Below are 24,372 nucleotides of genomic sequence, written 5' to 3'. Positions count from 1 at the left end.
ACAGAGCCTCTTCGAAAAGAGTTTTTCAGCAGCCTGTAAAGTCGTGCCCTTTCACAAATCGCGATTTCGAAGTCGCGGGGCCGATGCGCCGCTTTACCCGTGCAGGTTCTATTCGCAAGCTTCACCCATCTCGGACGCGTCTTCCATTTCGCGATAGAGGAACTTTTTGGTTTCTGCGTCGAAGATGAAGACCGTGTTGAGCGATTTGCTCCACGAGACGGAGCCGTACAGCAATTTTTCATTCAGCCACTGGATGGAGAAGCCCTCGTGCTCTTTGAGGATAAGGCGCACGGTGGTTTGCGTGTCGCCTTCGCCAACCCAGATGTTGGTGGTCCATGGGCCTGCCTTGGAGTAATCAGGAGCGACGGCCAGAACCCAGCGAGTGTGCTGGGGGGACGTGCGCGTCTCGCCGTTGGGGCGCTGGTCGGAGTTCGGCTCGACGACAAGGCGATCGGCGTACTTCTGCTCGATCGGAGCGTACTTGATGCGCAAGTCGTCGCAGTCTTTTGCGGCGGGCTTGGCCGGAGCCTGCGCGAGTGCGCACGCGGCGCACAGCAACAGGATTGACAGGATGAATGAGGTCCAAAGACGCATGAGAGCTGAAATCAATTAAACACTATCTTCGAGGGAACCGGCCAGTGCGCTAGCGGTCGTAGAGTTTGGCGAACTCATCGAGGCGCTTCGCATGTTCGAAACGTTGTTCTTCCTTGCACACGCGCCATTTCCAGTTACGACCGAGGCTGCCGGGGAGATTCATGCGGGCCTGGCCGCCGAGGCCGATGACGTCCTGCATGGGAAAGAGGACGGTGTCGGCGACGGACATCATGACGGCGCGGATGTATATCCAGTTGACGCTGCGGTCCATTTCGTCGAGGGTGACGCCGAAATAGGCTGCGGCGTCGTTGTGCTCGCGGTCGACCTCTTCCTGGGTGCGGGTGCTGTCGGCGACGCCGGAGCGCCACCAGCCGAACATGGTGTCGTTGTCGTGGCCGCCGGTGTAGGCCACGAGTTGGCGTTCGTAATTGTGCGGACGGAACGTGGGCGCCATGGGATCAATGCTGAAGGCGAACTGCGCAATCGCCATGCCCGGGAATCCAAACTGGTGACGGATAGCTTCGACCTCAGGCGTTATGACGCCAAGGTTCTCGGCGACGATCGGGAGATCGCCGAGCGCAGTGCTCACGACCTCGAAGAGTTCGGCGCCGGGGCCTTTCACCCATTGGCCATGCATGGCGGTGGGCTCGCCGCCCGGGATCTCCCAGTAGGCCTCGAAGCCTCGGAAGTGGTCCACTCGGACGAGGTCGAACATGGTGAGCGCGGCGCGGAAGCGCTCGATCCACCACTTGTAGCCGTTGTCGCGCATCAGGTCCCAGCGATAGATCGGATTTCCCCAGAGCTGGCCGGTGGCGCTGAAGTAGTCGGGGGGAACGCCGGCGACCTTCAGCGGGTTCCCTTTCGCGTCGAGCCAGAAGAGATCGGGACGCGCCCAAACGTCGGCGCTGTCGTGTGCGACGTAGATGGGGATGTCACCCATGATGCGGATGCCGCGATCGTTGGCATAAGACTTCAAGGCGCGCCATTGGCGGAAGAATTCGAATTGCCAGAACTTGTAGGCCGCGATTTCGTTAGAGAGCTGCTTGCGCCATCTAGCCAGCGCTTCCGGCTTACGGGCGGCGAGATCAGCGTCCCACTTGGTCCAGATGACGAGATCGTGGGCGTCTTTAGCGGCCATGAAGAGCGCGTAATCATCGAGCCACGCAGAATTGGCGGCAACGAATTGCTGGAAGTCGAGATTGGCCTCGCCGGATTTTCCATAAAAGGCGACGGCCGCTTTGTTGAGGGAGGCGAATTTGCGCGGAATGACCGCGCCGAAATCGATGTCGCCATCGTTGTCGAAGGTCGCCTGGCGGAGGTCATGCTCGCTGAGCAGGCCTTGCTTGTGCAGTTCGTCGAGACTGAGAAGAAGAGGATTTCCAGCGAAGGCCGAGAACGACTGGTACGGAGAGTCGCCGTAACCTGTGGGGTTTAACGGCAGCACCTGCCAGATCTTCATGCCGGCCGAGTGCAGAAAGTCGGCGAAGCGATAGGCGCTGGTGCCGAAGTCGCCGATGCCGTAGGGGCCGGGCAGCGACGTCGGGTGGAGCAGGATGCCGGCGGAGCGCGGAAATTTCATCGCTTATTACGATATAACGTCTGTGGGTTCAGTGGAGCTGTTCGAGAATGCCATGCACCGGAATGCGGACCCAGTTCGGCCGGTGCGTGAGTTCGTATTCGATTTCGATCAGCGCCTTCTCCAACGTATAGGACTCAAGCAGCACTGCGCGTTCCTCCTGCGAGCGCGGCAGAAAGGCGGCAGTACCGGCGCGTTCGAGGTAGCCCTTCAAGAACAACGCGCTGACCCACTGGTACCACGCGGTTGCCCAGCGCTCCAATTGCGGGTAGGCGTCGCGGCTCAGCACGATCCCGGGTACCTGGTCGAAGAGTACGGCATGCGAGACGTAATGGAAGGAACGCACCATGCTTGCGATGTCTCGCAACGGGGAACGCTTGATGCGCCGCTCGCCGATCGGACGTTCGGGATTTCCCTCAAAGTTAGACACGAGGAAATCGCTGCCAGTGTATTGAATATTCGAGAGTTGGTAATCGGCGTGGTGACGGATGCGAGTGCCGGAAATTCGAGTGTCACGGAGGCGCAGGAGCCTGGCGCGCAGTTCATTTTCGCGATTAATCAGAGCTTGGGCGTCGTCCTGCGAAGCAGTGGGAAGCGAACGGAGTCGAGCCCGCAGGGTGTCCATGGCGCGGCTCGATTGACCGAGCATCCCGTGATACAGGCTGTGGCGATAGAACTCGGTGAACGGCTCGGGAGCGAAGGTCGGGATGTCGGGTCGACTGGCGAGCGCGACGTGCAAGTCGGCGGTGCGTTGGCCAAGCAAACGCATGTTGTCGGCAAGGCTGCCGAGGAGTTCCCCCATGATCGGCGGCAACGGCTGGTTGGCCATGGCAAGGACAGAACCGTCGGTAAGGTCCTTTAGACGCGGGTCGTTTTGCGGAATGGCGAGAGCGCGCTCGAAGAAAATGCCGAGAGTGTCGAGGGCGTAGGTCCAACCGTTGGTAGCGTTGCGAGCGTAACCGACGAGCAGTCCGATGGTGGTCTGCTCGAGGCTCTCCTCTTCGCCACGACGGTACTCCAGCCAGCCGAGCGCTCGGGGTATTTGAGTAAAGCTGGTTTCCTCGGTCAGGAACTCTTCCATCTCACGATCGGGGTTCGGGCCAGCATCCAGCTTACGGTAAAGCTTTAGATTAAAGTTCTCTCCGTAAGTGATTGTTACGGTATTACGTTCACCGGGCTGAGTATTCGGTTCCAAGCCGGCACGCTGGTTCTCCCAAGCCTTACGGAAGGAGCGGGTGTGACCGGCCACGAGCTCGCCAATCTCGCCTTTAAAGCGCTTGCGTTTGACGATGGCCCGGAGGAGCGAGTCGGCAAATTCGCGGTCATAAACACCGGCATAGAGCAGGACCTGGCGTTTGCCATCGTCAAGCTTGGCGAGGACCGCGTCGGGACGATCGCGGAGGATGGCATCGGCCTTTTCTCCACTCGCGATAGAGAGAGGCGTGAGATAGGTTTCTGGGTCGCCGTCGGCGTAATCAACATTGAGTAGCACGACGTAGGCGCCGGTCTGCGGAAGCGGTATGGCGTCGCCGAGATCGAGGCTGCGGATGGTTTTCGACTTCCCCTGGAACCAGGGGCGGCTGACCAGCATGGCTGGGAGAAGGCGGAAAAAGGCATCGCGTGTGGCGGGCGCAAAGACGTCTGCGGTGGACTCTACCAGTATTGTCGGAACCGACGGCGCGGCGGCGTTGGTGGTCAGCGACTCGTGCGTGACCTCGCGCGGCTGCAAGTGGAACCAGTAATACGCGTGTGGACCGAGCGAGAAAAAGTAAGGCTGTTCAGTGATGTTCGGGAACCGGGCGCGGCCAAAGATTTCGACTGGCGCCAGACCGTTAAAGCGGCTGAGATCGAGTTCGGCACACTGAGTGAAACGCGAGAGGTTGGCGACCACGAGGATGGTTTCGTCTTCGTACTGGCGGATGTAGGCGACGACCTTGCGATTGCTGGGATAAAGAAATTCGAGCGTGCCACGGCCGAAGGCCTTGAATTGCGTGCGCTGCGCGATGACGCGTTTCATCCACCAGAGCAGCGAGTGAGGATTGTTCTGCTGACTCTCGACGTTGACCGCCTCGTAGTGATATTCGGGGTCGATGTTGACGGGAAGGTAGAGCTTTTGCGGGTTAGCTTTTGAAAAGCCGGCGTTTCGATCGGCACTCCACTGCATCGGCGTGCGAACACCGTTGCGGTCGCCGAGGTAGATGTTGTCGCCCATGCCAATCTCGTCGCCGTAATAAACAACGGGTGTTCCCGGCAGCGAAAAGAGCAGCGCGTTCATGAGCTCGATCTTGCGGCGATCGTTTTCGAGCAGCGGCGCGAGGCGGCGGCGAATTCCGAGATTGATGCGCGCTGTGCGGTCGTGCGCGTAGGTGCGGTACATATAATCGCGCTCTTCGTCGGTGACCATCTCAAGGGTGAGCTCGTCGTGATTGCGCAGGAAGAGCGCCCACTGGCACGTCTCGGGGATAGGCGGCGTGAGGCGAAGAATATCGGTGACCGGGTAACGGTCTTCCATTCGCAGCGACATAAAGAGTCGCGGCATCAGCGGAAAGTGGAAGGCCATGTGACACTCATCGCCCTTACCGAAATAGGCAACAGCGTCTTCCGGCCACTGATTCGCTTCCGCGAGGAGCATTTTGTCTTTGTATTTTTCGTCGAGGTGCTTGCGCAGTTCGCGCAGGGCACCGTGGGTCTCGATGAGATTTTCGCAGTTGGTGCCTTCGCGTTCGTAAAGGTACGGAACGGCGTCAAGGCGCATGCCGTCCACGCCCATGTCGAACCAGAAGTCCATGGCATCGAACATAGCCTCGCGAACTTCAGGGTTTTCCCAGTTCAAGTCAGGCTGGTGGGAATAGAAGCGGTGCCAAAAGTAGGCCTTGGCGATCGGGTCCCATGTCCAGTTGGAGGTCTCGAAGTCTTTGAAGATGATCCGCGCGTCCTGGTAGCGATCGGGGGTGTCGCTCCAGACGTAGAAGTTGCGCCAGCGGCTACCGGGTTCGGCGCGGCGGGAGCGCTGGAACCAGATGTGCTGATCGGAGGTGTGGTTCAGCACCAACTCGGTGATGACGCGGATTCCTCGACGATGGGCTTCTCGCAGAAAGCGCTGGAACTCGCGTAGCGATCCGTAAGACGGATGGACGTTGTTGTAGTCGGCGATGTCGTAGCCGTCGTCCTTGAGCGGCGACGGATAAAAGGGCAGGAGCCATACGGCGGTGACGCCGAGGTCTTCGAGGTAATCGAGTTTCTGGGTGATACCGCCGAAGTCACCGATGCCGTCAGTCACGCTGTCGTAGAAAGCACGAACGTGCACTTCGTAGATGATCGCGTCTTTGAACCAAGTCTGTGTCGAAATCAAATCCATGCCGATCGGGTGAATGGATGATGGTTCGGGGCCGAATCAGTACCGAGCCCGGGATTCTGGAAAACCAATGAGGGCAAAAGAACTTCGATGAGGTTTCCAGCTTGGAGAGATGCCGCGCGGACAGCGGAAGAACCAGGAATGTGTCCGGAGAAACACCGACAAATTGACCAGATTCCTACTGGAAAATCCCGGCAAGAACGGGTATAACTCTCGAACTCAGCTAAGTTGCTGATTTGCCACTCCGTTCCGTAAGACCAAACTCCCTCGCCGTTCATGTTCGACCCTCGTTGTGGGCCTGTGCTGTCGCGTTTCGCCGGAGGAAACCCGTGCTTTCAAGAGCCAAGCTGTCGATTCGTCACTCTGCCCTGCCGTTCATCGCTGTGCTTCTATTGACGTGCTCAGTGTTGGCGCAAGTGCCGGTGACCACCTATCACAACGACACTGCTCGAACCGGCCAGAACACCAGCGAAACGACGCTGACGACTTCGAACGTAAATTCCGGGCAATTTGGCAAGTTGTTCTCCCTCCCGGTGGATGGCTACGTGTATGCGCAGCCGTTGTACGTGCCGAATTTAACGGTCGGAGGTACCCCGCACAACGTATTGTTCGTGGTGACTGAACATGACAGTGCGTATGCCTTTGACGCCGATACTTCCGGGGCTGCTCTTTGGCACGTAAGCTTCATCAACCCGGCGAGCGGCATTACGACAGTGGACAGCAATAATGACGCAGGATGTGGAGATCTTGTTCCCGAGATCGGTATCACGAGTACACCGGTCATCGATCTTGCGACAAACACTATGTACCTGACCGCGAAGACGAAGGAGAATGGCATCTTCCACCTGCGTTTGCATGCACTGGACATCACGAGCGGCGCGGAGAAATTCGGCGGACCCGTGGATATCCAGGGCACCTACACCGTCGGGCAGACGACAATCACGTACTCTCCTCTGCTCGAAGCGCAACGTGCCGGTCTGCTACTGCAAAACAACAAGGTGTATATCGCAACGGCATCGCACTGCGATAACGGCCCGTACCATGGCTGGGTGTTTGAATACAGTGTGGGCACTTCGCCGATGACGCAGCACTCGCGCTGGGTAGCGGATCCCACCGGAAGTGACGGCGGCATTTGGATGGCGGGTGATGGGCCGGCGGGTGACGCCAGCGGCAACGTGTATGTCGCGACCGGCAATGGAAGCTGGGACGGCACCAACAACTACGGCGACAGCATCGTCCGACTGAGCACGACGAGCGGGCTTGCTCTGAGTGATTACTTTACCCCGTATGACCAGACGAGCTTGAACTCTGCTGACGCGGATCTCGGGTCGGGCGGCGTACTCCTTCTGCCCTCAACGGCGGGCTCGACGGCGCATCCGAATCTGCTGCTTGAATCCGGAAAAGAAGGCACGATTTACCTGCTCGATGTGACCGGCGGGTCGGGCCACAGCATGGGACACTTCCACAGCGGCAACGATTCGCAGATTGTGCAGAGTGTTCAAGGACAGATCCAGGGGACATGGTCTACGCCGGCATATTGGAACGGTAGCGTGTATTTCGGCGGCAGCGGCCAAGGGCCGAGCGATACAGTGAAGGCGTTCAGCGTGGGCAACGGATTGCTTTCTTCCACACCGACGTCGCACTCGAGCACGGTGTACCACTTCCCCGGACCGACGGTGAGTATTTCCTCGAATGGAAATAGCAACGGCATCGCATGGGCGTTGCAGAACGAAGGATATTTAAGCAATACCGCGGCGATCCTGCACGCTTACGACGCGACTAACCTGGGAACCGAGCTCTACAACTCGAACCAGAATGCCGCTCGCGATGGGCTGGGACTGCCGGTGAAATTCTCCGTGCCAACGGTGGCGAACGGTAAGGTTTATGTTGGCACCCAGGCTGCGGTCAGCGTCTTCGGAATTGTGAGCGCGTTGCCTCAGGCGGCGGCACCGGGCATATCGCCGTATGGCGGCACGTTCACATCGCCGGTAACGCTGTCGCTCTCGACGACGGTTCCGGGAGGCGTGATCTACTTCACGACCAACGGCACCACGCCAACCTTGTCATCGACGAAATACGCAGGGAAACCGATGACGTTCTACAGCACAGTTGTGATTAAAGCGATCGTCTCCGCGCCGGGATATAACGCAAGTCCGGTTAGTTTTGCGACATTTACGATCGTGCAGCCTTCGAGCACGATCAACGAAAGCACCGGCTTCAATTCCAGCGGACTCACCCTCAACGGAAGTGCGGCGCTGGTCGGCACGCGATTGCGGCTGACGGACGGTGGAACGAACGAGGCATCTTCAGCATTCGCAACGGCGCCTATCAATGTTCAGGCGTTTATCACAGACTTCAATTTCCAACTGACGAGCGCAAGTGCAGACGGATTCACATTCGTATTCCAAGGATCAGGAGCTAATGCCATAGGCGCTTCCGGTGGAGGCCTTGGTTATGGCCCGGACCCGTGTTGTGGAGCGACTTCGCCAAAGATCGCCAAGAGTGTCGCGATCAAATTCGACCTCTACGACAACGCAGGGGAAGGTCCGAACTCGATTGGCATGTTCGTGAGCGGCACCACGCCTACAACTCCGGCGATTGATCTCACGCCCAGCGGACTTGATCTCCACAGCGGCGATTTGTTGAACGCACACTTCATCTACGACGGTACGCGGTTGACGCTCATCCTGACTGACTTACAGAGTGGTAAGTCGTATGGAACTGCATGGCGCATCAACATTCCTGCGTATGTTGGCGGGAATACAGGTTGGGTTGGATTCACGGCAGGAACTGGGGGGCTCTCCGCAGTCCAGGAGATTCTTAACTGGACCTATGCCAGTTCGAACCTGAGAGTCTCTCCGAAGCCGACAGTCTCTCCTGCAGGCGGAAAGTACTTCAGCTCCGTGCAAGTGACGATGACGGGTTACGCTGGCGCTGCGGTGTACTACACCACCGATGGCAGCAACCCGACAACGAGTTCAACCCCTTATACCAGCCCGATCACGATCACGAACACGACGACGTTTAATGTGATGGACGTGCAGAGTGGATACGGGCCGAGTTTCCCGTCCACCTACACGTATACCGTGGAAACGCCGACAATCAACTATGGACCCGGCTTTAGCGCGACAGGGCTGCAGCAAAATGGCAGTTCTGGTCTGAACGGCACGAAATTGCGCTTAACCAACGGAGGAGCGAATCAAGCCGGGAGTGCCTTCGTTACAACGCTCCAGCCCGACACGGGATTCACCACGGAATTCACGTTTCAACAAACTAGTGCGAGCGCAGATGGTTTTGCCTTCGTGCTGCAGAACAACGCAGCGACGGCGATCGGCAGCAATGGCGGTGCCTTGGGATATCAGGGGATCAATCACAGCATTGCCCTAAAGTTCGACCTCTACAGCAACTCGGGCGAGGGGACGAACTCGGTCGGTCTTTATGCGAATGGCGCTGCGCCGACCACGCCCGCGGTGGACCTGACCCCAAGCGGAATCAGCCTACACAGCGGCGACACGATGTTTGCGCGAATTACGTATTCCAGCAACACACTCACGCTGAATTTGACGGACAAGGTGACGAGCAAGACGTTTACGTACAGTTGGACGATCAACGTCGCGAGCACCATCGGTTCGACGACGGCGTATGCGGGGTTCACCGGTGGAACCGGCGGGCAGACCGCGATCCAGGACATCATCAGCTGGCAGTTCGGACAGTAGATGTCGTTCGTCATTCACAAAGGCCGGAGCTTAAAGCTCCGGCTTTTCTTTTCGATGGTAGGCTGAACCCCATGGCTAACTCGGTTGCTTCCCACACACCGCTTCGCATCGCTGTGGTCGGACTCGGAAATGTCGGCGCGAGCTTTGCGTTCGCACTGCTGCAACGGCGGTTGGCCGCGGAGATCGTGCTGATTGATGCGAACCACAAGAAGGCGGAAGGCGAAGCGATGGACTTAAACCACGCTGTCCCCTTTGGAGCGGCGACGCGAATATGGGCTGGCGAATACGCGGATTGTCGTGGTGCTGCAGTGACGGTGATTACCGCGGGAGCGGCGCAGCGGCCCGGGGAGACGCGGCTGCAACTGCTGGATCGCAATCTGGCGATCTTTCAGCAGATTGTGCCGGAGGTTGTGAAGCACAATCCTGATGGGCTGCTGCTGATCGCGACGAACCCGGTGGACATCATCAGCTATGCAAGCTACAAGATTTCGGGGTTGCCGGCGCACCGTGTATTGGGTTCGGGAACAATTCTCGATACGGCGCGATTCCGCTACTTATTGGGCCAGCATTTTTCCGTGGACGCGCGCAGTGTGCACGGATTGATTCTCGGCGAGCATGGCGATACCGAGGTGCCGATCTGGTCCCTGGCAAACATCGCTGGGATTCGACTGCGCGAGTATTGCCGACTGCACTCTCTTCCGTACGATGAGCACGTGTTTGACACGATCTTTACCGACACACGCGATGCGGCGTACAAGATCATCGAGCGTAAGGGTGCGACGTACTATGCCGTCGCGGTGGGGCTGATGCAGATTGTGGAGTCGATTGTGCGCGACCAGAAGACGGTGCTCACGACCTCGACACTAGTCGAAGGCGCGTATGGGATCAATGATGTGTATCTGAGCCTGCCGACGATCGTTGGAGCGAAGGGAGTGGTACAGGTGCTCACGCCGGATTTGAGCGAGGAGGAACTGGCCAAGCTCCAGCATTCGGCGGAGGTTTTGAAGGGGATGATTGAGGGGCATCTCCCTCGGTAACGGAAAGTATGCTTGACCGGCATCCGCCGGTTCCTCTACACTCATCGAACTAAATTATGGCAAGCTTCCGCCCAACCCAGATGGCCATGTGCATGCCGTGCACAATCTCGGGTATTGGTACGCGAATTACAACAACATCGCGAACCACAAAGGGCGGAGGGGGATTTTAAGAGCACTTAAACTCTAAGAATCAAGAACTTACAAACCCACCGCCCTAAGCAGGGTAGGTGGGTTTTCTGTTTTCGGCGAAAAGGGAGCCGGTGATGATTGTCATGAAGTTCGGTGGTACCTCGGTGGAAGACGCGGCGGCGATCTCGCGGGTGGCAGGGATCGTCCGTGACCGCGCCAAACAAAAGCCGGCGGTCGTGGTCAGTGCGCTGGGCGGGTTTACGGACTCGCTGGTGGCGATGGGCAAAGCCGCGGCGAAGGGTGACCTCGCGGCGGCGCTGAAGCTATGGAAGGCTGGACGGCAAAGGCACCTGGCGGTGCTGGCGGGCGTCAAGGGCGCAGGGGCGGCCGAAGAGCAGGTGCAGGAACTATTTGGCAACCTGCAGGACGTGCTCAAGGGCATTGCGGCGCTCGGTGAGCTTTCGCCCCGCACCCAGGACAACGTCTTGTCGTTCGGCGAGATGTTGTCGAGCGTGATGGTGGTAGCGCTGTTCAAAGCCGCTGGGGTGGATGCGATACATATTGATGCCCGTCAATGTATCGTGACCGACAACTGTCATACCAAGGCCGTTCCGCTTCTCGATCAGACCAATTCCCGCCTCCGCAGCGCTCTCAAAGAACATCTCGCAAAGAACCGGGTACCAGTATTGGGCGGCTTCGTCGGCGCGACCGAGGACGGCACGCAGACGACGTTGGGGCGCGGAGGTTCAGACTTTTCGGCAGCGATCGTGGGCGCGGCGTTGGGCGCGAAGAAGATTGAGATCTGGACCGATGTCGAAGGCATGCTGACGACCGATCCGCGGATTTGCAAAGATGCGAGGCGGATTGAAGTGATTGGCTTCGAAGAAGCTTCGGAGTTGGCTTACTTCGGGGCGAAGGTGCTGCATCCGGCGACGCTGATTCCGGCGGTCGAGTCGAATATTCCGGTGTACGTACTGAATTCGCGCAATCCGAAGAGCACGGGCACCTGCATCCAGCAACACGCACCGCATAGTGCGACGACCTTCCGCGCCATCGCGCTGAAGAAGGGCACGAAGATTTTGAATATCCGCGCGCCACGGCTGCTGATCAATCATGGCTTCCTGCGGTCGCTGTTCGAAGTGTTTGAGAAGCATTCGCTCTCGCCGGACCTGGTAAATACCTCCGAAGTGAGCGTTTCGGTGGCGCTGGATGGAACGCGCGATGTGAAGGCATTGGTGAGCGATCTGAAGCGGCTGGGGCAAGTGGATGTGGAGAACGGAAAGGCCATCGTTTGCCTGGTGGGCGATAACATCCGCGGGCGGGTGGGTATTTGCGCCGATGTCTTCGCCGTGGTGGCCAAGCATGGCGTCAACATTCACATGGTTTCGCAGGGTGCGTCGGAGATCAACATCAGCTTCGTGGCGGAAGAAAACGAGGCGGTGCGAGCGGTGAAGGCGCTGCACGCCCACTTCTTCGAGGAAGAGAAATTAACGTTCGCAGCCAAGGGCGACGAAGTTTACGCCGGCTGTTCGGGGGTAGCATAAATGGCTTCGACTTTGAAAGTGACACGCCTCCCAGAGAACGCTTCGGCGAAAGTTTGCAAGGTCGCACTGGTGGGCTTTGGCACCGTCGGCAGTTCGGTGGCGCGTCTGCTGGCCTCGCGTAATGGAGAGCTTCCCTTCCAGTTGACGCATGTGTACAACCGCGATGTCGCACGCAAGAAGGTGGATTGGGTCTCGAGCGATGTGCAGTGGACCGATACGTTCGATGATCTGATCAAATCGGACGCGGAAGTGATCGTCGAGCTGGTTGGTGGACTCGATCCTGCATACCAGTGGGTGAAAAGCGCACTGCTGGCGGGTAAGGCCATCGTGACGGCAAACAAGCAGCTGATTGCTCACCATGGCAGCGAGCTGTTCGCGCTGGCGCGGGAACGCGATCTGCACCTTGGTTTTGGCGCCTGCGTTGCGGGCGGAGTGCCGGTGATCGCCGCACTGCAAGATGGTCTGGCGGGCGATCGGCTGCACAAGGTGCGCGGGATATTGAATGGAACGTGCAATTACATCCTGACGCGGATTGAACAGAGCGGGGCATCGTTCGCCGATGCGTTGGTCGAGGCTCAGAAGGCGGGACTTGCCGAGGCTGATCCGACCGATGACATTGAAGGTTACGATGCGCGCGCGAAGCTGGTCATCCTCTCGCGCGTAGGCTTGAACGCCGACGTGCGTGCGGATGAAGTGCAGTGTCGCGCGATCTCCGGCGTGCAGCAAATTGACTTCGACTACGCGCACCAGCTTGGCTGCACGATTCGGCAGATTTCGCGCGCCGAGAAGCACGGCAATAAGCTGTATGCGTCCGTCGAACCGGCTTTGGTGCCGCAAACCGAACCTCTGGCGCGTGTGGCAGGAAGCCAGAATTTGCTGGTGAGCACCGGCGAATTTGGCGGCGAAACCGTGTTTGCGGGCTTCGGGGCGGGCGGCAATCCGACGGCGGTCGCGGTGGTTTCCGATCTGTTGCACATCGCACGCCACAAGCCGCGCGAATATGACGCTGCCGATCCGGCGCGTTTCGCGGTGAGCAACGACTTCGAGACGCCGCACTATGTGCGCTTCGTCATTCAGGACAAACCGGGAATCATCGCGGCGATCGCGAACGTGCTTTCGAAGAACGGGATTAACATTGACTCCGTGTTGCAGAAGCCGGGTTGTCCGAAAACAGAGCTGCCGTTCGTGATGACGCTGGAAACATGCAGCGCGGCGAAGCTCGACAATGCGCTCGCCGAAATTGCGAAACTCGACTTCCACAAGCAGGCGCCGTTCTGCATGCCGATTTTGAAATAGGGGACCGAATGCATTTGCGATGCAACAACCGGAATTGTGCGCACACGCTGGATCTACACGAACGCGCGGTGGCGTGCCCGAAGTGTGGTGACCTGCTGGAAGTGGTGATGGAAGCGCCAAAGCAGGATCCGGCGCAGGTAAAGCGAATGTGGCTGGAGCGTCGAATGTCGAACGCCAGCGCCGACCGAAGCGGCGTGTGGCGTTTCCGAGACCTCCTGCCCGGCCCCTACTCGTTAGAAGATCTTGTAACCCTCTCCGAAGGAAATACGCCACTGGTACACGGCTTGAAGACCGGCAAATCCACCGGTCTCGACCAGCTGTTTTTCAAGCATCTCGGATGGAATCCTACTGGCTGCTTTAAAGACCTGGGTATGACCACGGGCATGACGGAAGCCAAACATGTCGGCGCGAAGATCGTCGCTTGTGCCTCGACGGGCAATACGTCGGCATCGCTGGCGGCGTATGCGTCGCGCGCGGGATTGGAAGCCCACGTCTATCTGCCGAGTGGAAAGATTTCGCTGAACAAGCTGGCTCAGGCGCTGGAGTTTGGCGCAAAGATCGTCGAAGTGGATGGCAGCTTCGACGCGGCACTCGATCAGCTTCTTAACACGAAAAACGACGACATCTACTTTCTGAATTCTGTGAATCCGTTCCGCGTTGAGGGGCAGAAGACGGTCATCTTCGAGATGATGGAGCAACTCGACTGGCGGGTACCGGACGTGGTGATTTGTCCCGGAGGGAATCTCGGTAACAGCGCGGCATTCAGCAAAGGGCTGGAGGAGCTGAAGGAGTTTGGATTTATCGATCGGTTGCCAAAGCTCGTAGTGGTGCAGGCGGCGGGTGCGAATCCATTTGCTGAGCTGTGGCGGACTGGCGCGGACGAACTGACTCCGACGGAACATCCGGAGACGGTGGCGACAGCGATTCGAATTGGCAATCCGCGGTCGTGGCGCAAGGCGCTGCATGGTGTGAAGATGACCGGCGGGTTCGTGATGGAAGTAACCGATGAAGAGATCGGCGAAGCAAAGGCGCTCATAGGCCTCGATGGCATTGGCTGCGAGCCGGCTTCGGCCACTACGCTCGCCGGGCTGCGCAAGCTGCATGCGGAAGGCAAGCTCGATCGCGATGCCACGGTGGTCGCGATCCTGACGGGCCACGCGCTGAAGGACACCGACTACATCCTGAAGGCCCATGCGAAGGCGAATGAAGCGCGACTGGCCGAGGTGAACGGATGAGCGCGCTCGCCGAACGCGGAGAAATCGAGATTACGGTCCCGGCCTCGGTGGCAAACCTGGGGCCGGGATTCGACGTGCTTGCCGTGGCGGTGCAGCTTTATTTGCGGCTGAAAGTGCGGGCGATCGAGGGCAGAAACGAGCTTCGTTTCAATTTCATTGGGCAGCAACTCAAGGGCGACAACTATATCGAGCGCGCGTTCAATTTCCTCGCGCGGCAGCACAGCGGGTCGTTCCCTTCCCTTGAAGTGGATGTGCATTGCGACATTCCTATACGTTCGGGTCTGGGAAGCAGTGCCGCAGCCACGGTTGCGGGTTTGCGCTTGTACGAGGCAATCATGGAGCCGATGCAGGCGCGCGATCTGCTGAATGCCGCGGTGGCGCTGGAAGGACATCCCGATAATGTTTCTGCTGCGCTGCTCGGTGGCATGACTGCAAGTTGCCAGCTTCCCGATGGTTCGACTTCAGCGGTCTCGATGCCCTGGCCGGCATCGCTGTGCCTGATCGTTGCGACACCCGAATACAATCTCTCGACGTCGGCAGCGCGGAGCGTGCTGCCGGAGAGAGTTTCGCGACACGATGCGGTATTTAACCTCCAGCGAATGGCGCATCTGTTGCACGCGTTGCAAAGCGAAGACTTCTCTCTTCTTCACGAAGCGCTTTCTGATCGCCTGCATCAGCCACATCGGCAGAAACTCATTCCCGGACTCGACCAAGCGTTGATGCTTGATCATCCTGACATTCTTGGCGTGTGCCTGAGCGGCGCGGGACCGTCCATTGTGTGCTTCGCGACGCAGAGCTTTAGCGAGATCGAGCGAATGCTAGCCAATATCTACGAGGGGCTTGGACTTCCCTACCAGGTTCGTACGCTGGCTGTGCACCGCAATGACGAAGCTCCGGTCAGCGAGGTCCCTCCAAACGAACCGGATCCTTCGGTTTTCGCGTAAGTACCACGTTTGCGCAACCATCAAACTAAGACACTGGAAAGACCTATGACCAGCAAAGCGAAATCGACCTCGAAGCTCTCCCAACAGACCGTCGCGATCCTCGGACTCGGCAAGATCGGCAGCATCCTGCTGCAAGCCATGTTGCGCGAAGGACTGCTCTCGCCGAAGCGCGTGCGCGCGACGGTGAACCATGCAGATAAGACCGCCAAGCTCACGCAGGAGTTCGGCATTCAGGTTGGCACCGATAACGCCGCGGCAATCAAAGGCGCGGACATCATCCTCGTCGCACTAAAGCCGCAGCAGATTGGTACTGTTCTCACCAGTTTGCGTGACGAGATCAAGCCGAACCAGCTGCTGATCTCGGTAGCGGCATCGGTTCCGACGGCCTACATGGAAGAGCGGCTCGCGGCGAAGGTGCCGATCATTCGCGCCATGCCGAATACACCCTCAATGCTGGGTGCGGGCATGACGGGCATCTGCAAAGGTGCGCACGCTACTGCGGCTCAACTCGATCTGGCGCAGGCGATGTTCAATACGGTGGGCCGCACGGCTATCGTGGAAGAAAAACATATGGATGCCGTGACCGGGCTGTCGGCGAGCGGGCCAGCGTTTATCTACATCATCATCGAGTCCCTGGCGGAAGCAGGCGTGAAGGTCGGCTTACCGCGCGATCTGGCGACGCTTTTGGCAGCACAGACAACGATGGGCGCGGCGCAAGTTGTGCTGGAAACCGGGCAACATCCGGCGCAATTGAAGGACGCCGTAACGACGCCGGCAGGCTGCACAATTGATGGCATCCTCGAACTGGAAGAGGGCAAGTTGCGGGTGACGCTGATTAAAGCGGTGGTGAAGGCTGCGCAGCGCGCGAAGGAGTTGGTGTTCAGTTAAGGTGACCAAGGTTTGGGAGGTTCGACAACTTGTCACATTGCCTTGAAGCTCCGGTTTGATACATTAATGCATGGACTTCGATCAGCTCCTGACTTTTCTCGAGGTAGCCAAGCTCGGGAACTTCTCGCGCGCCGGAGAAAAGGTCTACCGCTCGCAATCGGCCGTCAGCGCCCAAATCCGACAACTGGAACAGGAATACGGCGAGCGTCTCTTTGACCGCTCGGGTAAGATCGTGCGTCTTTCACCCGCCGGAGAGGTACTGCTGGAATACGCGCAGCGCATGGTTGCTTTGCGCAACGAGTCGTTGCGCGCGGTTGCCGATCAGGGCGAAACGCCTCGGGGAGTGCTGTCCATAGGCGCGAATGAGGCGACCTGCCTGTATGTGCTGCCGGATATTTTCACCGAGTATTGCCAGCAATTCCCACAGGTGCAGATTACGGTTTACCGCAACTTCAGCCGCAAGATTTTGCAAGCTGTGGAAGACGGCGTAATCGATCTCGGCATCGCGACGCTTCCGGTGAAATCACCGTCGTTGAAAGTCCATCCCATCTTCCGTGATCGCCTCGAACTGATGGTGCCAGTACGGCATCCGCTGGCCGCGAAGGAGAGCGTGACGATCGAGGAGATCGCGGAGTATCCGCAGATTTTCCCGAAGACTGGCTACACGCGCCAACAGCTCGATAAACTGTTCCGCCCATACAATTCGAAGCTGCGGGTGGCGATGGAGATCCCAAGCGTTGGGCTGATCAAGAGCTTCGTGGTGTCGGGCGTGGGCGTAACGCTATTGAGTAGCACCTTCGCGCAAGATGAAGTGCGCGCAGGGAAAGCCAAGATGCTGCCGATTGCAGGGGTGGACATGTGGCGCGAGTTAGGCCTGATCTACCGTAACGATCGCACTCTACCCCGTTCTGCGACTGCATTCATCGATCTCATGCGCCATCGTCCGGTGGCGAAAAAATCGAAGTCGCATCGCATGTGACAATTCGAATAATCGTTCGAGCGAATTAATATTTTGCGTTTCTGCGTTCTCGCGCGGAGGCTTCTAATAAGAGTTGCGTAAGGTGCAACACTCTATTCGGGAGCAACTCTGATGCACTGTCCTTATTGTGGAAGCGAACACCATTTGAACTCGCCGTGTCCCCAGAACGAAGAGCGACATCCGGAAACGAATCGGCCGGATGAAAAACACCCTTTAGCGGGACTCGACAATCCCTTCTGGAAGTCTGAGAAGACCGCGATAAGCGCGTAGGTTGAGCGGAGCGCCGCCTTTAGTGCGCGGCGCCCACAGCTCCCTTTTTAGCGACTGCCTTCTTCAGCATGAAGACCAGGGGCACGCACGCGAAACATACGAGCGCGAGATAGCGGAAGTCGTCAACGTAGGACCAGAGCCGCGCTTGGCGTTCGACCATGCCATTCACAACGCCCCACGCCCGCGTGGTTGAATCCCACAGCGGCGCTCCGTTGCCGCCGGATCCTGCGTCCTTCAGGCCGTTCGCGATCGCACCGAACTGGTTATGGAAGTTCGGGTTCTGTGCCGAGATGTTGTGAACTAGATCGTTGCGATGCGTTTGCGAGTGGCGGGCAACAATCATGTTCACAATGGAAATGCCAATGCTGCCACCGATATTGCGCAGGAGATTGTAGAGGCCGCTGGCGTTGCCAATCTCTTCGTTGCGGAGCCCTGCCATCGTGGTGGTAGAGAGCGGCACGAAGACGCAGCCTGACGCGAATCCGCTGAGGATGATCGCCCAGATGAACGTCCAGGGGCCGATGCCGAGATAGACTTCGCCGAACCAGATGCTGCAAATTCCGAAGAGCGCGAAGCCGAAGGCGATCAGCCAGCGATTGTCAATGCGACTGGTAAGGATACCGATTATGGGCATGGCGACAATTGCACCCACACCCCGGGGACTCACAGCGATGCCGGCATTCAGGGCGGTATAGCCCATCAACTCTTGATAAAACAGCGGCAGCAGCGTGACCATGCCGTAGATCACGGCGCCGAAGAGGCCGATCATGATGCAGCCCAGAGTGAAATTGCGATGCGTGAAGACGCGAAGATTCACCAGCGGTTTCTCGGCTGTGAATTGCCACCAGAGAAACGCAATGAATGTGACGAGCAGAACGAGGGTAGCCCAGCGCAGCCAAGTAGCACTCCACCAATCCACTTCCTGCCCTTTGTCGAGAATAATCTGAAGCGCGCCGAGCCAAACGGCGAGCAGGCCGAGGCCGATGGCGTCGATTCTTCCGGGCTTTGCATTCTTGATGTACGGAGGATCGACGACATAACGCAAGATCATGAAGACAGCGAGAATTCCGATGGGGATGTTGATGTAGAAGGCCCAGCGCCAGGAGTAGGTGTCGGTGAGCCAGCCGCCAAAGGTTGGACCGAGGACCGGAGCAACAACGACGCCGAGGGCGAAGACAGCCATCGCCAAGCCGCGTTTTTGCGGCGGGAAACTTTCGAGCAAGATGGCCTGCGAGAGCGGCTGCAACGCGCCCCCTCCGGCGCCCTGGATAGCACGCGCGGCGAGGATCATCCATAGACTTGTGGCAGCACCGCAGGCAAACGAGGAAACGGTAAAGATAGCGATACAGATAATGAGGAAGCGCTTGCGACCAAAGCGCAGCGCAAACCACGTACTCGCCGGGAGAATGATGGCGTTGGCGACGAGATAGCTGGTGAGTACCCAGGTGGCTTCGTCGTTCGTTGCCGAAAGGCTTCCCGCGATATGTGGCAGGGCGACCGAGGCGATCGAGGTATCGAGCACCTCCATAAAGGTCGCCAACATGACAGCAATGGCAATCAACCACGGACTTGTGGCAGACGCCTCCTGCTGCTGGACAGCAGCACTACTCATTCCAATCCCTTCCCTGTTTTCAATGGGATTTACTGCGGGTCAGAGCGTCACAGTAAGAGATGAGTTGAGCCTGTGCTCGGTTGCAAAAGGTGGAGGTCGGCTAGGGGCGAAACTCTGCGAGCGCCGTGGCAAGCCGCTTCAGGCCTTCGCGAGTCATCGCGGTATCGCCGCCGAGACCGATGCGGAAGTGTTGCGGCATTTCAAAGAATTTGCCGGGAACAATGGCGGTTTCGTACTTCTCGCGGAGAAAGCGGTCGAACGCTTCGACACTGCCAGAACGGAGCTTGGGAAAGACAGTAGTGCCGACGCCGGGGTTCACGAAATCGATTTCGTTGCGCGAAGCGAGCAGTTCGTTCAGCGCTCGGTGGTTTTCATCAAGGATTCTGTGAGCGCGCTCGGCGACACGCGAAAGATTGTCGAGGGCAATGACGCTGATGCGGTCAGCGGGATGCGAAGGAGTGGCTGCAAAGAGGTCGTTCATGCGCCAGATGCGGTGCGCAAGTTTGGGTTCGGCGAGGATCCATCCGCAACGCACGCCACTGAGGCCGAAGGCTTTGGTGAGGCTGCTGGTAACGAGGAAGTTTTCACCAAGATGGATCGCGGGCTTGGGACGTTTATCGCCGAGGGCTTCGAGATAGACTTCGTCCACGAGCACACGGGCACCGTGCTTCGCGGCGATTTCACCGACTTCGCGTAACACCGCATCGCTTGTCAGCACACTGCTGGGATTGTGAAGGTTGGTGATAACAATTAGCTTCGTATTCGGCGTAATTACGCGCTTAACGTCGGCCGGATCGATTGCGAACCCGCTCTCGTAAGGACGCGGGAAGCGTTTGATCTTCGCGCCGAGAAACGCCAGAGCGCTGGTGAGCAACTCGTACGTTGGCTCCTCGATAAGGACTTCGTCACCGGAATCGAAAGTTCCAGCCATGGCGAGGTGATTGGCCATCGAAGTCCCGTAAGCTGCGACAACGTTCTCTTCCTTCACACCATTGAGTTTCGCGAGACGCTCCTGCAGCGGCGCGTAGCCGTACACGGTGGGACCGTTGATCTCTAGGTCCTCCAAGCGCACTGGCAGTTCTGCCAACGGATACGACATGACTCCACTGGTCGCAAGATTGTATTTCGCGGCGGAGTATAGCTTCGCGTATTCCATGTAGGGCGAGTGGGCGGCGGTGCGGGAGGACGTCATTGCGAGAGGACTTTTCCTTTCCGTCGCCACAGCCAATACACCGGCATGCCGACGAGAAGAATCGCGAAGCCAAGAAGGCTGTTCGCGGGATACTTGTAGATTGTATTCGTGACCACGAGCCACGAGGCGGCGATGAATACGAGCGTGGTCCAGGGATGGCCTGGCACCTGAAATCCGCCACTGGCGCCGTTTTCCAAGGAGCTGCGCTTTCGGAATACGAACAGCGTGCAAGCCGTCAGTCCGAAGAAGACGAAGTCCATCGAAACAACGTAGTTCAGGATTTGTTCATACCGGCCAGTAAGCGCAACAACGATCGTCCACACGCTTTGCAGCACGATTGCCAGAATGGGGACGTGGGTCTTTTCGTTCACTTTGGCTACTGCGCGGAAGAAGACGCCATCCTCGGCCATCGCAAAGTAAACGCGCGGAGCGGTGAGAATCGATTGGCTTAGGAAGCCGAGGGTTGAGACGGTGATACCCAGCGTCACGATCGTTGCGCCACGCTGCGCCATCGCGAGACGCATGACATCTGTAGCGGGTACGCGGGTGGCAGCTAGTCCCACAGGCCCGAGCGCACGCACGCACACGAAGTTCACGGCGAGATAGAGGACGATCACGCCAGCAACGCCGAGGAGCAAGGCACGCGCGAGATTCTTTCGCGGATCGCGAACTTCGCCGGCAACGAAATTGGCCGTCTGCCAGCCACCAAATGCGAAGAGCACCGGGACCATTGCGGCTCCAAATGAAGATAGAAGGCCTGGTGAGAGGGGGCGATCGAGTACAGTTCCACCGACAGCAAACGGCTCGCGAATGTAGAGAAACCCGGCGACGACAAGAAATGCAATCGCGCCGATTTTCAGGATCATGAGCGCACTCTGTACCCGGCTTCCGAACTTCACACCGAGGCAGTTGATCAGAGTGAGGAGCGATAGCGTGACGACGGCAACCACTCTCTCTGGCACGGCCCAATGGGTAAGAACAAGGAAGTACCGCGCGAAGGTCACGGTGACGGCTGCCATGCCTCCGGTCTGAATCACCAGCAGAAGGACCCATCCGTAAAGGAAGCCAGCGAGCGGGTGGATGGCGTCACGGAGATAGGCGTATTGGCCGCCCACGGAGGGCTGCCGGCCCGCGAGTTCGGCATAGATGAAGGCACCCAGCGTAGCGATGACGCCACCTGCCAGCCACGCACCGAGGATTAGCGGTGCTGTGTGCACCTGTTGCGCAACTACGTAAGGATTGATGAAGATGCCGGAGCCGACGATACCGCCCATCACCAGCATCGTGGCGTCGAAGAGGCCAACGCTGCGGACAAGTTGTTGGGCTTTGCTCACGTGGCTCTCATCCTACACGGCAAAGAAAAAGCCGGGCGATTGCTCGCCCGGCGTCGGAAGCAGAGCTGGCTATGTTTGAACGATCTTCGGAGTGATGAAGAAGATCAGTTCCTGGGTCTGGGTGTTGGTGGTCTTGTGCATGAACAAGTACTTGAGGATCGGGATGTCGCCGAGGATCGGAACTTCCTGGCTCGTCAAGGTGTTCTGCGTCTGAACCACGCCGCCGATGGTGACCGTGCCGCCGTCGGTCACGAGGACCTGGGTGGTGGTCTGTTGCGTCAACAGGATCGGGTTGCCGAGTACCGTCCGGGTGAAGTCAGGCGTGGTGTTTTCCACGTCGACTGCCAGGAAGATGGTGTTCTCAACTGTGATCTGGGGCGTAACCGTCAGGCGGAGGAAAGCGTCCACGTAGGTGACGGTCGGAGGACCGTTCAACTGCGACAGCGTAACGACCGGCAGACGGAAACCTTGGCGGACGAGAGCAGTCACGTTGTTCTGGGTCACGACACGCGGTCTCGACAGGATCTTCAACAGGCCGCGTTGTTCAGCAGCGCTGAGGTAGAGGTCGAGGCCATAGGAGTGGCCGATGTTGATGAGTTCAAGGCCGGCTGTCGGGTTCAACACCTGGAAGTTGGTGAAGAGCGGGAAAGCGCCGGTCGTGGAAATCGGGAACGGAGCCCCGGTAATCGGCTGTCCGGCCGGGTTCTTGAAGTTCGTACTACCGAAACCAGCGTTCGGGTTGCCGCTGACCGATGTGGAGGCGCCGCCCCAGCCGCCGCCGAGCTGAATACCAAGCTCACGTACGAAGGTGCGGGTTGCCGCCACGACGCGGGCTTCGATTTCAACTTCCTGCGTCTTGCGGTCAAGTTGCGAGATCAAGCGGTCCAAGCTCGGGATGACGCCCGGAATATCCGAGATCACGAGAGCATTCATACGGCCGTCGGCAATGATGTCGCCGCGAGCGCTGAGGAACTTCTTCAGTGTCGGGACGAGATCGGCCGAGCGAGCGTAGCTCAGGAAACGGGTGACGGTGACCTTGTCCACCGCGAGGGCCTGCGCTTCGAGCTGCTGGCGGCGGGCAACGGCTTCCGTGCGCAGCGTTTCGATTGAGGCGATGCGAAGGACGTTGCCGTCGAGCTGACGGTCAAGGCCGTTGTTCCGCAACACGATGTCGAGGGCCTGATCCCACGGTACGTCGTCGAGCACCAGGGTTACGGTGCCTTTGACGCTGGGGTCGAGAACGACGTTCAAGCCGCTGATTTCGTGGATCAGGCGGAAGAAGTCCTTCAGGTCGACATCCTTCAGGTTCACCGAGATCGGTTCGCCCGTGTAGCGGGGACCCGACGCCGGCTGAGCGCTGTGCTGTTGCGTCTGTTGTTCCTGCGCCAGGTTCACGGCGCCGGCTGGTGCTTCCGATGCTGTCGGCGGAAGAACGTTGTCAACCTTGTCCTTGGCGATGGTCGTAGCCATCACAGAGGCGGCTTCCAACGAGCGAACGGCCGGAGCAGGTTTCGGAACGTTGACCGGGTTCTGCGCGTCAACCATCACGAAGCTCGGCGCCGGTGTGGCGGTGGGCTTGGTGTCGGTAGCGGCAGGTGCGGCAGCCGGGATCGCAGCCGGAGCGTCAGCCTTTGCGACTTCCGTCGCTGCGGGCTTGCTCTCGACCACTGGAGCTGGAGCAGCCTTCGCCATCGAGGGCGTCAGCTTTACGACCAGTTCCTTTTCGCCGGGTACCAGCTGGAAATCATGCGCGCTGGTCATGTCCACAACAATGCGCGTAACCGGAGGATTCTCCTGGTAACGCGAGATGCGGACGCCCTTAATGTCAGAGCTGTTGACGGCGATCTGCTTGGTGCGTACGGCCGGGATCGCGTTTGGCAGATCGATCACGAGACGGTCGGGGCCCGACAGCGTCTGCGTAATCGGAGCAGCCGCTGTGCGTGGCGAGATGGCGACTTCCATGCCATTCGCGCCGCGCGTCACGTTCACCTGCCGGATCATGACCGGCGTGGTGTTCGCTGCGGGAGCTGCGGTTGCCGTAGCAACAGGCGCAGGAGCAACGGGCGCTGCTGCCGGTGCCCTCACCGGAGCCGCAGCCGCTACTTCCCCGCCCGAGATCTTTAATGTGAGGTCGGCGTCTTTCTTATCGACCTCAACAGCGGCTCCCGGCACAAGAGCCAATTCAACCCGGGTGACTTCCGTTCCGCTGGTGCCCGTATAAGTCAGCACGCGGTACGACTTCACGCTGGCAGCATCCAGGTTGCGCATGCGCTCCTGGAGTTGTCCGGCGGAAACACCCGTCAAATCGACCAGCATCAAATTGTCTGCAGGTCGATATTCGTTATGCGTGAAGGCGCCGGTCGTGTGCAGCGTAACGACAGTCGAAGTTCCCTCCGACGCGACGTTTACGTTGGTCAACTGCGACCCGGCGGCCGCTGCAGCGCCAGCCAGCGCGAGCAGCGTTACGGAAACACCCAGTAGTTGCTTCAGCCTCATCTAAATTCTCCTCACGGTCCGGTGGTTTCACCGGCTAGCCGTGCAGATCGTGAATCCCGCCCTTGTTCGGAACTCAATCGCACTAGAGCGTTAGCGCGCCTCTCCGTTCATCTACAGCACTCGACGGAGTCGGTTTGCAATGCAACTGCTTAACGGACCCAACTGCTCAAAGATC

The 24,372-nt window shown here is 58.7% G+C and carries 15 protein-coding genes; 8 read left to right on the top strand and 7 right to left on the bottom strand.

Annotated features, from left to right (window positions below; translation table 11 throughout):
• Positions 1–108: 108 nt before the first annotated feature.
• From ACID345_RS07655 to treS, 3 genes are read right to left on the bottom strand one after another with little or no spacing between them, the layout of a single operon-like run.
• Positions 109–594: a hypothetical protein gene (locus ACID345_RS07655; protein WP_011522291.1), complete on the bottom strand. Its 486-nt coding sequence runs from the start codon at positions 592–594 to the stop codon at positions 109–111.
• 49 nt (positions 595–643) lie between these two features.
• A complete protein-coding gene (gene malQ, locus ACID345_RS07650) occupies positions 644–2,173 on the bottom strand; it encodes a 4-alpha-glucanotransferase (RefSeq protein WP_011522290.1) in 1,530 nt (509 codons plus the stop codon).
• Between the two features lie 28 nt (positions 2,174–2,201).
• The gene (gene treS / locus ACID345_RS07645) at positions 2,202–5,528 is read right to left on the bottom strand and encodes a maltose alpha-D-glucosyltransferase (protein ID WP_011522289.1); all 3,327 of its coding nucleotides are present in this window, start codon (positions 5,526–5,528) and stop codon (positions 2,202–2,204) included.
• Between the two features lie 326 nt (positions 5,529–5,854).
• Between treS and ACID345_RS25255 the strand changes: the two genes are divergently transcribed.
• From ACID345_RS25255 to ACID345_RS07605, 8 genes are all read left to right on the top strand, one after another.
• Positions 5,855–9,241: a chitobiase/beta-hexosaminidase C-terminal domain-containing protein gene (locus tag ACID345_RS25255; RefSeq protein ID WP_011522288.1), complete on the top strand. Its 3,387-nt coding sequence runs from the start codon at positions 5,855–5,857 to the stop codon at positions 9,239–9,241.
• A gap of 71 nt (positions 9,242–9,312) precedes the next feature.
• A complete protein-coding gene (locus ACID345_RS07635; RefSeq protein WP_011522287.1) occupies positions 9,313–10,278 on the top strand; it encodes an L-lactate dehydrogenase in 966 nt (321 codons plus the stop codon).
• Between the two features lie 263 nt (positions 10,279–10,541).
• Positions 10,542–11,951: a lysine-sensitive aspartokinase 3 gene (gene lysC, locus ACID345_RS07630; RefSeq protein WP_011522286.1), complete on the top strand. Its 1,410-nt coding sequence runs from the start codon at positions 10,542–10,544 to the stop codon at positions 11,949–11,951.
• Positions 11,952–13,247 carry a homoserine dehydrogenase gene (locus ACID345_RS07625; protein ID WP_011522285.1) on the top strand — a complete coding sequence of 432 codons (1,296 nt, stop codon included), beginning with the start codon at positions 11,952–11,954 and terminating at the stop codon, positions 13,245–13,247. It begins immediately after the preceding gene.
• Positions 13,248–13,255: 8 nt separating this feature from the next.
• Positions 13,256–14,482, top strand: a complete 1,227-nt coding sequence (gene thrC, locus ACID345_RS07620) for a threonine synthase (protein WP_011522284.1) — start codon at positions 13,256–13,258, stop codon at positions 14,480–14,482.
• On the top strand, positions 14,479–15,426 hold the full coding sequence (thrB, locus tag ACID345_RS07615) for a homoserine kinase (RefSeq protein ID WP_011522283.1): 948 nt from the start codon (positions 14,479–14,481) through the stop codon (positions 15,424–15,426). Before thrC ends, thrB begins: the two co-directional genes overlap by 4 nt.
• A 45-nt stretch (positions 15,427–15,471) precedes the next feature.
• Complete coding sequence (proC, locus tag ACID345_RS07610) at positions 15,472–16,314, top strand: pyrroline-5-carboxylate reductase (RefSeq protein WP_011522282.1); 843 nt, start codon at positions 15,472–15,474, stop codon at positions 16,312–16,314.
• A gap of 70 nt (positions 16,315–16,384) precedes the next feature.
• Complete coding sequence (locus ACID345_RS07605) at positions 16,385–17,293, top strand: LysR family transcriptional regulator (protein WP_011522281.1); 909 nt, start codon at positions 16,385–16,387, stop codon at positions 17,291–17,293.
• A gap of 289 nt (positions 17,294–17,582) precedes the next feature.
• Here the strand turns inward: ACID345_RS07605 and ACID345_RS07600 are convergent, their stop codons facing one another.
• The 4 genes from ACID345_RS07600 to pilQ all read right to left on the bottom strand — a co-directional run bounded on the left by ACID345_RS07600 (position 17,583) and on the right by pilQ (position 24,197).
• Complete coding sequence (locus ACID345_RS07600; RefSeq protein WP_011522280.1) at positions 17,583–19,175, bottom strand: DHA2 family efflux MFS transporter permease subunit; 1,593 nt, start codon at positions 19,173–19,175, stop codon at positions 17,583–17,585.
• Positions 19,176–19,275: 100 nt separating this feature from the next.
• Complete coding sequence (locus ACID345_RS07595) at positions 19,276–20,367, bottom strand: aminotransferase class I/II-fold pyridoxal phosphate-dependent enzyme (protein WP_011522279.1); 1,092 nt, start codon at positions 20,365–20,367, stop codon at positions 19,276–19,278.
• Complete coding sequence (locus ACID345_RS07590; RefSeq protein ID WP_011522278.1) at positions 20,364–21,701, bottom strand: APC family permease; 1,338 nt, start codon at positions 21,699–21,701, stop codon at positions 20,364–20,366. The genes ACID345_RS07595 and ACID345_RS07590 overlap by 4 nt, the downstream gene beginning before the upstream one ends.
• A gap of 69 nt (positions 21,702–21,770) precedes the next feature.
• Positions 21,771–24,197: a type IV pilus secretin family protein gene (pilQ, locus tag ACID345_RS07585; protein WP_011522277.1), complete on the bottom strand. Its 2,427-nt coding sequence runs from the start codon at positions 24,195–24,197 to the stop codon at positions 21,771–21,773.
• Between the last annotated feature and the right edge of the window lie 175 nt (positions 24,198–24,372).

Source organism: Candidatus Koribacter versatilis Ellin345, from assembly GCF_000014005.1.
Lineage (GTDB): Bacteria > Acidobacteriota > Terriglobia > Terriglobales > Acidobacteriaceae > Korobacter > Korobacter versatilis_A.
The sequence above is the reverse complement of the archived record's forward strand: the minus strand, read 5'-3'. Positions and strand labels throughout refer to the sequence as shown.

Excerpts from the sequence above, each read along its gene's own strand:
- ACID345_RS07655 (WP_011522291.1), bottom strand. The coding sequence starts at position 594 with ATGCGTCTTTGGACCTCATTCATCCTGTCAATCCTGTTGCTGTGCGCC.
- malQ (WP_011522290.1), bottom strand. The coding sequence starts at position 2,173 with ATGAAATTTCCGCGCTCCGCCGGCATCCTGCTCCACCCGACGTCGCTG.
- treS (WP_011522289.1), bottom strand. The coding sequence starts at position 5,528 with ATGGATTTGATTTCGACACAGACTTGGTTCAAAGACGCGATCATCTAC.
- ACID345_RS07635 (WP_011522287.1), top strand. The coding sequence starts at position 9,313 with ATGGCTAACTCGGTTGCTTCCCACACACCGCTTCGCATCGCTGTGGTC.
- lysC (WP_011522286.1), top strand. The coding sequence starts at position 10,542 with ATGATTGTCATGAAGTTCGGTGGTACCTCGGTGGAAGACGCGGCGGCG.
- ACID345_RS07625 (WP_011522285.1), top strand. The coding sequence starts at position 11,952 with ATGGCTTCGACTTTGAAAGTGACACGCCTCCCAGAGAACGCTTCGGCG.
- thrC (WP_011522284.1), top strand. The coding sequence starts at position 13,256 with ATGCATTTGCGATGCAACAACCGGAATTGTGCGCACACGCTGGATCTA.
- thrB (WP_011522283.1), top strand. The coding sequence starts at position 14,479 with ATGAGCGCGCTCGCCGAACGCGGAGAAATCGAGATTACGGTCCCGGCC.
- proC (WP_011522282.1), top strand. The coding sequence starts at position 15,472 with ATGACCAGCAAAGCGAAATCGACCTCGAAGCTCTCCCAACAGACCGTC.
- ACID345_RS07605 (WP_011522281.1), top strand. The coding sequence starts at position 16,385 with ATGGACTTCGATCAGCTCCTGACTTTTCTCGAGGTAGCCAAGCTCGGG.
- ACID345_RS07600 (WP_011522280.1), bottom strand. The coding sequence starts at position 19,175 with ATGAGTAGTGCTGCTGTCCAGCAGCAGGAGGCGTCTGCCACAAGTCCG.
- ACID345_RS07595 (WP_011522279.1), bottom strand. The coding sequence starts at position 20,367 with ATGACGTCCTCCCGCACCGCCGCCCACTCGCCCTACATGGAATACGCG.
- pilQ (WP_011522277.1), bottom strand. The coding sequence starts at position 24,197 with ATGAGGCTGAAGCAACTACTGGGTGTTTCCGTAACGCTGCTCGCGCTG.